Source organism: Acidovorax bellezanensis (genome assembly GCF_025421555.1).
Taxonomy (GTDB): domain Bacteria; phylum Pseudomonadota; class Gammaproteobacteria; order Burkholderiales; family Burkholderiaceae_C; genus Comamonas; species Comamonas bellezanensis.
This window is the reverse complement of sequence record NZ_JAODYH010000002.1, coordinates 14,494-27,337: the sequence shown is the minus strand read 5'-3', so window position 1 is coordinate 27,337 and position 12,844 is coordinate 14,494. Positions and strand designations below refer to the sequence as shown.

The 12,844-nt window shown below is 62.6% G+C and carries 11 protein-coding genes; 9 read left to right on the top strand and 2 right to left on the bottom strand.

Annotation, left to right across the window (positions count from 1 at the left end; genetic code table 11):
* Position 1: 1 nt before the first annotated feature.
* Positions 2–961 carry a DnaJ C-terminal domain-containing protein gene (locus N0K08_RS02875; RefSeq protein WP_261498501.1) on the bottom strand — a complete coding sequence of 320 codons (960 nt, stop codon included), beginning with the start codon at positions 959–961 and terminating at the stop codon, positions 2–4.
* Between the two features lie 69 nt (positions 962–1,030).
* A complete protein-coding gene (locus N0K08_RS02870) occupies positions 1,031–1,627 on the bottom strand; it encodes a lipocalin family protein (protein WP_261498500.1) in 597 nt (198 codons plus the stop codon).
* Positions 1,628–1,980: 353 nt separating this feature from the next.
* On the opposite strand from N0K08_RS02870, the gene N0K08_RS02865 reads away from it, so the two are divergent.
* The 9 genes from N0K08_RS02865 (at position 1,981) to typA (ending at position 12,791) form a co-directional block, all read left to right on the top strand.
* Complete coding sequence (locus N0K08_RS02865) at positions 1,981–2,679, top strand: c-type cytochrome (protein WP_261498653.1); 699 nt, start codon at positions 1,981–1,983, stop codon at positions 2,677–2,679.
* Complete coding sequence (locus tag N0K08_RS02860) at positions 2,679–3,962, top strand: cytochrome c (RefSeq protein ID WP_261498499.1); 1,284 nt, start codon at positions 2,679–2,681, stop codon at positions 3,960–3,962. Before N0K08_RS02865 ends, N0K08_RS02860 begins: the two co-directional genes overlap by 1 nt.
* A gap of 9 nt (positions 3,963–3,971) precedes the next feature.
* The gene (locus tag N0K08_RS02855) at positions 3,972–4,364 is read left to right on the top strand and encodes a thioredoxin family protein (protein ID WP_261498498.1); all 393 of its coding nucleotides are present in this window, start codon (positions 3,972–3,974) and stop codon (positions 4,362–4,364) included.
* A gap of 210 nt (positions 4,365–4,574) precedes the next feature.
* On the top strand, positions 4,575–5,156 hold the full coding sequence (rimP, locus tag N0K08_RS02850; protein ID WP_261498497.1) for a ribosome maturation factor RimP: 582 nt from the start codon (positions 4,575–4,577) through the stop codon (positions 5,154–5,156).
* A gap of 82 nt (positions 5,157–5,238) precedes the next feature.
* Positions 5,239–6,723, top strand: a complete 1,485-nt coding sequence (gene nusA / locus N0K08_RS02845; RefSeq protein ID WP_261498496.1) for a transcription termination factor NusA — start codon at positions 5,239–5,241, stop codon at positions 6,721–6,723.
* A 23-nt stretch (positions 6,724–6,746) separates the two neighbouring features.
* Positions 6,747–9,608: a translation initiation factor IF-2 gene (gene infB, locus N0K08_RS02840; protein ID WP_261498495.1), complete on the top strand. Its 2,862-nt coding sequence runs from the start codon at positions 6,747–6,749 to the stop codon at positions 9,606–9,608.
* Between the two features lie 3 nt (positions 9,609–9,611).
* Positions 9,612–9,983 carry a 30S ribosome-binding factor RbfA gene (gene rbfA / locus N0K08_RS02835; protein WP_261498494.1) on the top strand — a complete coding sequence of 124 codons (372 nt, stop codon included), beginning with the start codon at positions 9,612–9,614 and terminating at the stop codon, positions 9,981–9,983.
* Between the two features lies 1 nt (position 9,984).
* Positions 9,985–10,977 (top strand): tRNA pseudouridine(55) synthase TruB, encoded by a 993-nt coding sequence (gene truB, locus N0K08_RS02830; protein WP_261498493.1) that lies wholly within the window; start codon positions 9,985–9,987, stop codon positions 10,975–10,977.
* Positions 10,974–12,791, top strand: a complete 1,818-nt coding sequence (gene typA / locus N0K08_RS02825; RefSeq protein ID WP_261498492.1) for a translational GTPase TypA — start codon at positions 10,974–10,976, stop codon at positions 12,789–12,791. Before truB ends, typA begins: the two co-directional genes overlap by 4 nt.
* Positions 12,792–12,844: the final 53 nt, after the last annotated feature.

The following is a 12,844-nucleotide window of genomic DNA, read 5'->3' as shown; positions in this document are numbered from 1 at the left end:
CTCAGGTTCCGGCGTGACGCGCATCGAAGTGGGGGAATGCCTCGGCAAAGGCCTGGTAGGCCTTGCGGCTGGCCTCATCGGGAGCGGGCGGCAGGGCAATATCGAGCAGCAGATACATGTCGCCCGGCGATTTGGCCGGAAGGCCTTTGCCACGCAGACGCAGCTTGCGGCCTTTCTTCCAGCCCGCAGGCACGTTGACTTCCAGCGTTCCCGCGAGGGTCTGCACCTGTATCGGTCCGCCCAGCGCGGCTTCCCAGGGTGCGATGGCCACATGCTGATAGACATCCTTGTCTTCGGCATGCCAGCTCGGGTCGGGGTTGAAACGTACTTCCAGCAGCAGGTCGCCGGCCGGGCCATGCCCTTCTCCCGGTCCGCCGTGGCCTGCCAGGCGTATCAGCTGGCCTTCCTTGACGCCTTTGGGAATGGTGACATGCAACTCCCGGGTTTTTTCCACCGGATGGCCGTGGGCATCGAGTGAAGTGCTGCGCAGGTGCAGGGAGCGTTGCGCGCCCTGGTAGCTGTCCTGCAGGTCCAGTTCGATGACGGCGTGCTGGTCGCGGCCCTTGCGGTCGGCTTGTGGCCGGCCGCTGGCGCGGGCCTGCCTGGCGTGGGCGCTTTGGCCGAACAGCTGGTCGAAGAAATCGCTGAAGGCTTCGCTGTCGCCGCTGTGGCTGGCATGAAAAGTATGGCCTTCGTCCCAGTGCGGCGGAGGCTCGAAGCCGTCATGCCCGCCGAATCCCCCCGCCGGCGCCGCACCGAGTTGGTCGTAGGCGGCGCGTTTCTCGGGGTCGGACAGCACCGCATTGGCCTCGTTGATCTCGGCCATGCGCTTGGCGGCATCCTTGTCCTGGCTCAGATCCGGATGGTGCTTGCGGGCCAGGCGCCGGTACGCCTTCTTGATGTCCTGTGCGCTCGCGTCCTTGGCGACGCCCAGGATTTTGTAGTAGTCCTTGTAATCCATGCGGTGACACTCCGATGCGGGCGTATGGCGATGACTGAAGGGCTGGTGCCAGTATAGAGCCAGCGCCGGTTAAAGCGCCGCCAGGGCCGAGGGCAGGCGTTCCTGGGGCACCCACAGCAGCTGTTCAATGTTGACGCCAGCGCGGTGCGCCTGTTGCAGCAAGCTGGCCCGGGCCTGCGCCGGCAGACTGGCCGTGCGTGACAGCACCCAGGCGCGGTCGGCGCTCGCACCCAGTACCAGGGCCCAGCGGTAGTCGGCGTCCAGCGCAACCACGTTGTAGGCGCTGGAGAACGGACCCAAGGGGGCTGTTTTCAGCGCGCCCTGGCTGGGAGCACCTGCGGGCAGGGCCAGGCTTTCGTGCTTGCTCCATTGCTTGCTGGCGGGATCCAGGCCGCGCTGCACCATGGACAGTGAGCCGTCATAGTTGCTGCGGTAGTGCACGCCCGTCTGTATCAGCCCCAGCTCCGCCGGGTGATCGATCCGGGCCAGCACATACCAGGTGCCCGCATAGCGCGCGGCATCAAAGTTCTGGATGACCTGTATGCGCTGGGGGATGGGGTGGGTGCAGGCGCTGAGGCTGCACACCAGACCCAGGCCGACCAGCCGCAAGGCCAATTGCCAACTGCGCGGCAGTGGACCGATGCTAAGAAGGGCTGCAGCAAACATGGACGACTCCCTGAGGGCTGCCGCGGGCTTGCGGCGGGTGCGGGGGGCCAGTCCAATGTACGCAGGGGCCGGGGACGTGCTTGTAGGCGGTTGCTGGCATGGCTTGTCGGCGGTACAGGGGCAAGGCATGCATGTTTTCCCTGAGATGGCTCGCCCCAGGCCCGCGGGTATAGGCGAAGTCCCTCTACCCGGTTGGGTCACCAGACCGTAGATTCGATCTTCTCTAAGCAAGACAGGGTGAGCGTGCAATGGCCGGTTTTACGTGGGGCGGGGCGAGCGGGGGTGTTCAGCGCAGCGGTTTTGCCAGTGCCTGCCGCCAGTGGGTGGCGTTGGCCTTGGTCGGTGTGGCGGCCATGGGGGCTGCCGTGGCCCGTGAGGGCGGGGCCCAAGAGGGCGGGGCGCGGGACTCGGTCGATTCCATGGCCTGGCGCGTGAAGGCCTGCAGCGCCTGCCACGGCGACCAGGGGCGGGCAACGGCTGACGGCTACTTCCCCCGGCTGGCCGGCAAGCCCGCGGGCTATCTGTTCCAGCAATTGCAGAACTTCCGCGATGGCCGGCGCAGCCATCCACAAATGGCCCATTTGCTGGCCTATCTCAGCGATGACTATCTGCGCGAGATGGCGGGCTACTTTGCCCAGCGCCAGGTGCCTTACCCGCCGCCGGCCCGGACCCGGGTTTCGGCCCAGGAGCTGGCCCAGGGACAGGCGCTGGTGTTGCACGGGGATGCTGCCCGGGGCCTGCCGGCCTGCGTGGCCTGTCATGGCGCGGCGATGACTGGCGTGCTGCCGGCGGTGCCTGGCCTGCTGGGCTTGTCGCGCGACTATCTCAATAGCCAGCTCGGCGCCTGGCAGACCGGCCAGCGGCATGCGCAGGCACCCGACTGCATGGCCGACATCGCGCGCAAGCTTTCCGTGGCGGAGGTGGCCGCGGTGGCGGGTTGGCTGGCCGCGCAGACAGTGCCGCACGGCGGCCAGCCGGCAACGCAATTGCCCCGGCCCGCGCCGTTGACCTGCGCCGGCATGGCGCAGACTTCGCACGGGGAGGGACGGTAATGCGCAATAAACCATGGATTTACGGGCTGCTGGCGGTGGGCGGCCTGGTGCTGGCCAGCGCGGCCGCGGTGGTCTGGCTGAACCTGCGTGGCGAAGCGCCCGCGCCGCAATTGTTGGCCGCGCCCGGCGCCGTCGTGGCGCCTGCCTCGCCCGCCTTGCTGGAAAAAGGCGCCTACCTGGCCCAGGCCGGCAACTGCATGGGTTGCCATACGGTACAGGGCGGCGCGCAGTACGCGGGCGGGCGACCGGTGGACACGCCTTTCGGCGTGGTCTACGCGCCCAATCTCACGCCCGATGCGGCCACTGGCTTGGGGCGCTGGACACCAGATGCCTTCTGGCGGGCCCTGCATCACGGCCGGTCGCAGGATGGGCGCCTGCTGTACCCGGCGTTTCCTTACCCGCAGTACACGCGCGTGTTGCGCAAAGACAGCGACGCACTGTTTGCCTATCTGCAAAGCCTGGCCCCGGTCGCCGCGCCCAACAAGCCCCATGCGCTGCGCTTTCCGTTCAATACCCAGGCCGCGCTGGCGGTGTGGCGGGCGTTGTATTTCCGGCCCGAAGCCTGGTCGCCGCAGGCCGGAGAGTCGGCCCAGTGGAACCGCGGGGCCTATCTGGTGCAAGGCCTGGGCCACTGCGCCGCCTGCCATTCGGCGCGCAATATCTGGGGGGCGTCCGTTGACGAAGCCCTGCTGCAGGGCGGCATGATTCCGCTGCAGAACTGGTATGCGCCGGCCCTGGGCGGCGTGCCGGAAGGGGAGGACGCATTCGTGCGCCTGCTCCAGACCGGAGTGACTGACGCCGCTTCGGTCAGCGGTCCCATGGCGGAAGTGGTGTTTCGCAGCACCCAGCACCTGCAGACGCAGGACTTGCAGGCCATGGCCCAGTATCTGCGCACGCTGCCGGCCCCGCCGGTCCAGAAGGCGTCCATGGCCAAGGCCGGCGATGCGCTGCTCGGTGCCCAGCTGTACTCCCAGCACTGCGCGCAATGCCATGGCGAGCAGGGCGAAGGCCGGGCCGGGGCATTTGCCCCGCTGGCCGGCAACCGGGCGGTGAACTTGCACGACGGCACGAACGTGGTGCAGATGGTGCTGCAGGGCGGCTATCCACCGGCCACGGCGGGCCACCCGCGGCCCCATGGGATGCCGCCGTTCAGTCATGTGCTCAGCGACGCGCAGGTAGCGGCGGTGAGTTCTTTTGTCAGACAATCCTGGGGCAATGGGGCGCCAGCAGTCGGTACCATGGAGGTTTATCGGGTGCGCGAGAAGCGCGCGCCTGGGCGTTAAGGAGTCGGAATGGAAAGTCAGTCCCTGGAATACGGGCAGCCCCAGCAGGGCGTGGAGCAGTGGCAGTGGCTGGTGGTCTGCCTGTGCGCGCAGTGGTGCGGCGTATGCCAGCAGTATCAAAATGGTTTTGAAGCCCTGGCGGCCAGCCACCCCCAAGCCCGGTTTCTGTGGCTGGACGTAGAGGACCGCGAGGATGTCGCCGGCGATCTCGAAGTCGAGACCTTTCCATCGTTGCTGATTGCCGACCGCCAGCACGCGCGCTTTCTCGGCCCGCTGCTGCCGCAGTTACCTATTTTGTCGCGCCTTCTGGTATCGTTGCAGACGACCGGGCCAGCGACCGAGGCAGTGTCTGCGCCAGCGCAGGCCTTGCGTGATCGCATCCTCGCGGCCGGCCTGGCCTAGCATCTGTCCGCTGCGTATTGTGGGGGGCGTTTGAGTGCAGTTTGTAAGCCCCGACAACGGTTTGCGGCTACAATGCACAACTCACGACCAAACGGGCGGGTACACACCGCCCGTTTTTTTTGGTCGGTTGCATTTGGAGCTCGAAGCTGTCGGATGAGTTTTCCGGGGGTTATCGGGTTTTTTGTATTTGCAGGATTGAATTGAATACACGTGGCACTACAGCAAATCGTTGAACAAACAGTAGCAGGTCTGGGTTATGACTTGGTGGAGATAGAGCGCTCCGCAGGTGGACTGCTGCGCGTCACCATCGATTTGCCTTGGCAGGCACCGACGCCTGAAACGCAGGCCTTGCCGGAGCAGCGCATCACGGTTGAAGACTGTGAAAAGGTGACCCGCCAGCTGCAGTTCGCGTTGGAGGTGGACGGCGCGGAATATTCGCGCCTGGAAGTCTCTTCGCCGGGCATCGATAGGCTTTTGCGTCATGAACAGGATTTCGTGCGCTTCGAAGGCGCCGTCATCGACGTGACGCTCAGGGAGCCGATCGGCGTGGCGGCCGCAGGGCAGGTGAGTGCCAATCGCAAGAAATTTCGCGGCACGCTCGAGCGTACGGAGGCCGGTGGCTGGCAAATCGTCTGGAGCGATGAGCCGCCGGTCAAGCCGGGCCAGCGCGTGAGCAAGAAACGTGTGCCCGCGCCTTTGCAGGCATTGGGTTTTTCGCTGGATGAGTTGCGCGAAGCGCGTCTTGCGCCTCTGGTGGATTTCAAGGGCAGGGCCAACAAGGCCGCTTCATAGCGGCACCGTTGCAGGTCAAATAGTTCAGACAAAGCGGGTGCGGCTGTGCCCCTTGAAGTGATTGAAATAGGAGAGTCATCGCATGAATCGCGAATTGTTGATGTTGGTAGAGGCCATTTCGCGCGAGAAGAACGTCGAGCGCGATGTGGTCTTTGGTGCCGTGGAATTGGCTTTGGCCCAGGCCACGAAGAAGCTGTACCAGGGCGAAGTGGATATCCGCGTGGCCATCGATCGTGATAGCGGTGACTACGACACCTTCCGTCGCTGGTTGGTCGTGCCCGATGATGCTGGCCTGCAAAACCCTGAAGCCGAAGAAATGCTGATGGACGCGCAAGACCGCGTTCCAGACATTGAAGTCGGCGAGCACATCGAGGAAGAAGTCGAGTCGGTGCCTATCGGCCGTATCGGCGCGATGGCTGCCAAGCAGGTGATCTTGCAGAAGATCCGTGATGCTGAGCGCGAAATGCTGCTCAACGACTTCATGGCGCGCGGTGAAAAGATCTTCACCGGCACCGTCAAGCGCATGGACAAGGGCGACATCATCGTCGAAGGCGGCCGCGTCGAAGGACGCCTGCGTCGCAGCGAAATGATCCCCAAGGAAAACCTGCGCAACGGTGACCGGGTCCGCGCCATGATCATGGAAGTGGACTTGACCCTGCGCGGCGCCCCCATCATCTTGTCGCGCTCAGCGCCCGAGTTCATGGTGGAACTGTTCCGCAACGAAGTCCCTGAAATCGAGCAAGGTTTGCTGGAAATCAAGAGCTGCGCACGCGATCCAGGCAGCCGTGCGAAAATCGCCGTGATCTCGCACGACAAGCGCGTGGATCCTATCGGAACCTGCGTGGGCGTGCGAGGCACCCGCGTGAACGCCGTGACCAACGAACTGGCCGGCGAGCGCGTGGACATTGTGCTGTGGTCTGAAGACCCGGCCCAGTTCGTGATCGGTGCGCTGGCTCCGGCCAACGTGTCGTCCATCGTGGTGGACGAAGAAAAGCACGCCATGGACGTGGTCGTTGACGAGGAAAACCTCGCCATCGCCATCGGTCGTGGCGGCCAGAACGTGCGTCTGGCCTCTGACCTCACGGGTTGGAAAATCAACATCATGGACGCAGCCGAGTCTGCGCAAAAACAGGCCGACGAGACGGATACCGCACGTCGCCTGTTCATGGAGAATTTGGATGTCGACGAAGAAATCGCCGACATCCTGATCGAAGAAGGTTTCGGCAGCCTGGAAGAAGTGGCCTATGTGCCGCTGCAGGAAATGCTGGAAATCGAAAGCTTCGATGAAGACACCGTGAACGAGCTCCGGGCGCGAGCCAAGGATGCCTTGCTCACGTTGGAAATTGCACGCGAGGAAAGTGTCGACAAGGTGTCGCAAGATCTGCGTGACCTAGAGGGGTTGACGCCTGAGCTGGTGGCCAAGCTGGCCGACGGTGGCGTCCATACACGGGATGACTTGGCCGATTTGGCCATTGACGAACTGACCGATCTGACCGGGCAGTCTGCCGACGAAGCGAAAGCTTTGATCATGAAGGCACGTGAACACTGGTTCACCGGGCAAGAGTAAGGTCAGGGAGGTACGAACCAAATATGTCGAGTAACACTGTTGCTGAGTTTGCTGCTGAACTCAAAAAAACCCCCGAAACCTTGTTGCAACAACTGAGCTTTGCCGGTGTTGCCAAGGCCTCGGCTTCAGATGCGTTGACCGAGTCCGATAAACAGAAACTGCTCTCGCACCTGCAAGCCAGCCATGGCACAGGCGGAGCTGACCGCAAGAAAATCACATTGACGAAAAAGTCGACGAGCGAAATCAAGCAGGCTGATGCCACTGGCAGGGCCCGCACTATTCAAGTGGAAGTGCGCAAGAAGCGCACTTTCGTAAAGCGTGACGAAAGCGGCGAAGCCGGTTCCGAAGGCGAAGCACAGGTCAGCGAAGAGCAGACCGGCACTGAGCGCGAATCCGACGAACTGGTGCGGCGCGAAGTGGCAGCTCGCCATCAGGTGGAGCTGATTAGCCAGCAGGAGGAAGAACTGGTGGAAAAACGCCGTGAGCGCGAAGAGCGCGAACGCCGGGAGCGTGAAGCCGAGGAGCGGGCCGTAGCCTACGCTGCTCAGGAAGCCGCAAAGATTGCCCAGGCGACCGCGCAGAAGGCTGAAGCCTCGCGCGAATACAAGGCTGAAACGGCTGCCCGCAATGCGGCCCAGACCGCTGCGCGCGAAAAGGCCGAGGAAGAGTCGCGCTCGCGCGCTGCTGAAGAAGCCGCCCGTGCCAAGGACCTGGACGAACGCCGCCGCAAGGCTTTGGCTGAAGCCGAAGCCATTCGCGCCATGATGGCAGCGCCTAAGCGCGTGCTCGTGGCCAAGAAGCCTGAAGAGCCGGTCAAGCCCGCTGTTGTGGCCAAGCCTGCGGGCGACGCCAAGAAGGGCACGCTGCACAAGCCTGCCACGGGTTCGACCACCGCTCGCACGGGCGCTGCTGCCCCTGCGGCCGGCGCCGGCAAGGAAGTCAAGTCCGCCAAGCTGTCCTCCAGCTGGGCTGGCGATGGCAAGAAGAAAGAAATCAAGACCCGTGGCGACAGCGGCCCTAGCCGTGGCGGCGGTGGCAGCAACTGGCGCGGTGGTCCGCGCGGCGGCAGCCGTCGTGGCGGCGGCAACGACCGCAACGATCACCACCAGCATGCGCAGGTGGAGTTCCGTGCGATCGAAGTGCACGTGCCAGAAACCATCACGGTTTCCGAGCTCGCACACAAGATGTCGGTCAAGGCGTCCGAACTGATCAAGATCCTGATGAAGATGGGCCAGATGGTCACCATCAATCAGCCTCTGGACCAGGATACGGCCATGATCGTGGTCGAGGAAATGGGTCACACCGCCAAGGTGGCTGCTCTGGACGATCCGGAAGCATTCACTTTCGAGGAAACCTCGCAGCAGGACGCAGAAGCCCTGCCACGCGCACCTGTGGTGACCGTGATGGGTCACGTCGATCACGGCAAGACCTCGCTGCTGGATTACATCCGTCGCACCAAGGTCGCTGGCGGCGAAGCCGGTGGTATTACCCAGCACATTGGTGCCTACCATGTGAAGACCGATCGCGGCATGGTGTCCTTCCTCGACACCCCTGGTCACGAGGCCTTCACGGCCATGCGTGCCCGCGGTGCCCAGGCAACCGACATCGTGATTCTGGTGGTCGCTGCGGACGACGGCGTGATGCCTCAGACCAAGGAAGCCATCAAGCACGCCAAGGCGGCTGGTGTTCCTATCGTCGTGGCCATCACCAAGTCGGACAAGCCCGATGCCAACTTCGAGCGCGTCAAGCAAGAGCTGGTGGTGCAGGAAGTCGTGCCTGAAGAGTACGGCGGTGAGTCGCCTTTCGTGCACGTGTCTTCCAAGACCGGCATGGGCATCGACGCACTGCTCGAACAGGTGCTGCTGCAGGCTGAAGTGCTGGAACTCAAGGCGCCGGTCGATGCCGCTGCCAAGGGTCTGGTCATTGAAGCCCAGCTCGACAAGGGACGTGGTCCCGTGGCGACGGTGCTGATTCAATCCGGTACGCTCAAGGTGGGCGACGTGGTTCTGGCTGGTCAAACCTATGGCCGCGTGCGTGCCATGGTCGACGAAAACGGCAAGTCCACCAAGACGGCTGGTCCTTCGATTCCGGTCGAAATCCAGGGTCTGTCGGATGTGCCGCGTGCTGGTGATGAATTCATGGTGCTGAGCGACGAACGCCGCGCCCGTGAAATCGCCACTTTCCGTGCCGGCAAGTTCCGTCACACCAAGCTGGCCAAGCAACAAGCCGCCAAGCTGGAAAACATGTTCGCCGAAATGACAGCGGGCGAGGTGCAAACCCTGCCCATCATCATCAAGGCCGACGTGCAGGGTTCGCAAGAAGCCCTGGGCCAGTCGCTGCTCAAGCTGTCGACCGACGAAGTGCGCGTGCAACTGGTGTATGCCGGCGTGGGCGGCATCAGCGAGTCGGACATCAACCTGGCGATCGCTTCCAAGGCGCTCGTGATCGGCTTCAACGTGCGCGCTGATGCGAATGCCCGTAAGACTGCCGAGAACAACGACGTTGAAATTCGTTACTACAACATCATCTATGATGCTGTGGACGAACTCAAGGCGGCGATGTCCGGCATGCTGGCACCCGAGCAGAAGGAAGAGATCATCGGTATGGCCGAGATCCGCACCGTGTTCGTGGCGACGAAGATCGGCACCATTGCCGGTTCGTACATCACGTCCGGTCAGGTCACCCGCAATGCACGCTTCCGCCTGCTGCGCGACAATATCGTGATCTACACCGGCGAGATCGAATCGATCAAGCGTCTGAAGGACGACGTCAAGGAAGTCAAGGAAGGCTTCGAGTGCGGTATCAAGCTCAAGAACTACAACGACATCAAGGAAGGTGACGTGCTGGAAGTCTTTGAGATCAAGGAAATCGCCCGGACGCTGTAACTTATGGCTGGAAAAAAACGCGCTGCGCCGAATCGCAGTTTCAAAGTCTCCGATCAGATCCAGCGCGATCTGTCGGAGCTGATCGCCCGGGAGTTGAAAGACCCCCGGGTGGGCATGATCACCCTGCAAGGGGTGGAGGTGACTCCGGACTATGCCCACGCCAAAGTGTTTTTCAGCATTCTGACGGGCGATCCCGATCAGACGCTGGAAGGCCTGAACCAGGCTGCAGGCTTCCTGCGCAGCGGCCTGTTCAAGCGTCTGCACATCCACACCGTGCCGACATTGCACTTCGTCTACGACCGCACGACCGAGCGTGCATCGGACATGAATGCCTTGATCGCCAAGGCTGTTTCTTCGCGCGCGAAAGAAGACTGACATGAACGCGCCACGCACACGGGTGCAGCGGCGCCCTGTGCATGGGGTGTTGCTGCTCGATAAACCGCTGGGGTTTTCCAGCAATGACGCTTTGCAGAAAGTAAAGTGGTTGTTGCGCGCGGAAAAAGCCGGTCATACCGGTACCCTGGATCCCTTGGCCAGCGGCGTATTGCCGCTGTGCTTTGGTGCTGCCACCAAGTTCAGTCAGCTGCAACTGGAAGCGGCCAAGACCTATATCGCCATTGCCCGGCTTGGCGCGACCACGACGACCGCGGATGCGGAAGGCGAAGTGGTGCGCGAAAGGCCGGTCGACCTGGCGGCGATGACGCCCGAGCGTCTGCAGGCCGTGGCCCGTCAGTTCAGCGGTCCTATCTTGCAGGTGCCGCCCATGCATAGCGCGCTCAAAAAGGACGGCAAAGCGCTGTACGAGTATGCGCGCGAAGGCATTGAGATCGAACGCCCTGCGCGTGCGGTCACTATCCATGCGCTGGACGTCAGCCTGACGGAAGACGCGGATGGCTGCGCGGCCGTCAAGCTGGTGGTCACCTGCAGCAAAGGCACTTATATCCGCACCTTGGGTGAGGATATCGGGGAAGCCCTGGGCTGTGGTGCCCACCTCCGGTTTCTGCGTCGCACCGATACGGGCGGCTTGGGACTGGAAGGCTGCGTCACTCTCGAGGCGCTGGAGGCCATGGACGAAGAGCAGCGTCTGCTGCATGTGCAGCCACCGCAAATGTTGCTGCATGAACACACGCCAGTCACGCTGACCGAGTACGATGCCGGACGTTTTCTGTCTGGAATGCGCCGGCGGGGCGACTGGCCGGATGCGACGGCAGTGGCCGTCTATGGCGTGCAGCCGCACGCATTATTGGGAGTAGGCCATGTGCTGGGCGGGGAGCTGATTCCCGACCGCCTGCTGAGCCCCCTGGAAATTCAACAAATTTTGGAAGGCACGCCGCGCCCAACAGACCGCGGCATTTTGGAAACTTTATGAGTACACAAATCCGCAACATCGCCATCATCGCGCACGTTGACCACGGTAAAACCACCATGGTCGATCAGCTGCTGCGCCAGTCCGGTACTTTCGCCGAACATGAGAAGGTGGTTGACACCGTCATGGACAACAATGCCATCGAGCGCGAGCGCGGCATTACCATCCTGGCCAAGAACTGTGCCGTCAGCTGGGAAGGCACCCACATCAACATTCTCGACACGCCCGGTCACGCCGACTTCGGCGGTGAAGTCGAGCGCGCACTGTCGATGGTCGACGGCGTGGTGCTGTTGATCGACGCGCAAGAGGGCCCCATGCCCCAGACGCGTTTCGTGACCAAGAAGGCCTTGGCCCTGGGCCTCAAGCCCATCGTCGTGGTCAACAAGGTGGACAAGCCCGGTGCGCGTCCCGACTACGTGGTCAATGCCGCTTTCGACCTGTTCGACAAGCTCGGCGCTACCGATGAACAGCTGGACTTCCCCGTGGTGTATGCCTCGGGTATCAACGGCTGGTCGGCGCTGGAAGAAGGCGTTCCTGGTGAGCAGTGGGGTCCCGACATGTCGGCCCTGTTCAACACCATCCTGAACCACGTCCCCTCGATCCAAGGCGATGCAACAGCTCCTCTGCAAATGCAGATCTCGGCGCTGGACTACTCGACCTTCGTGGGCCGTATCGGCGTGGGCCGCATCACTGCCGGTACCGTCAAGGCCGGTCAGGAAGTGCTGGTCATGGCCGGTCCCGATGGCAAGAGCTACAAGGGCCGTATCAACCAGATCCAGAAGTTCCAGGGTATCGATCGCGTGCAAGTCACCGAAGCCGGCCCCAGCGACATCGTGCTGGTCAACGGTATGGAAAATCTGGGCATTGGTGAAACCCTCACCGACCCGATCAACCCCAACCCGCTGCCAATGCTCAAGATCGATGAACCGACCTTGACCATGAACTTCTGCGTGAACAACTCGCCTCTGGCGGGTCGTGAAGGCAAGTTCGTGACCAGCCGCCAGATCTGGGACCGCCTGCAAAAGGAACTGCGTTCCAACGTGGCCCTGCGCGTCAAGGAAACGGACGAAGAAGGTATCTTCGAAGTCTCGGGTCGTGGTGAATTGCACCTGACCATCTTGCTCGAAGAAATGCGCCGCGAAGGCTACGAGCTGGCAGTGTCCAAGCCACGCGTGGTGTTCCGCGAGATCGACGGCGTCAAGTGCGAGCCTATCGAGCTGGTGACGGCCGACGTGGAAGAAACCCACCAGGGCGGCGTGATGCAAGCCATGGGCGAGCGCAAGGGCGACCTGGTCAATATGGAATCCGATGGCCGCGGTCGCGTCCGTCTGGAGTACCGTATTCCTGCGCGTGGCCTGATTGGCTTCACCAACGAATTCCTGAACTTGACACGTGGTTCGGGCCTGATCGCCAACATCTTCGACAGCTATGAACCCCATCGTGGCGACATCGGCGGCCGCAAGAACGGTGTGCTGATCTCCATGGACGACGGTGAAATCTTCACCTACGCCCTGGGCAAGCTCGATGACCGCGGCCGTATGTTCGTCAAGGCGAACGATCCGGTGTACGAAGGCATGATCATCGGCATTCACAGCCGTGACAACGACCTGGTGGTCAACGCCACGCGTACCAAGCAGCTGACCAACTTCCGTGTGTCCGGCAAGGAAGACGCGATCAAGATCACGCCTCCCATCGACCTGTCGCTGGAATACGCTGTGGAATTCATCGAGGACGATGAGCTGGTCGAAATCACGCCCAAGAGCGTGCGAGTGCGCAAGCGCTTCCTGAAGGAAGGCGATCGCAAGCGTAACCGCTGAGATCGACGTCGTGGCCGCGGTGCATTGCACTGCAGCTGCCCAAAAAAAGCCGC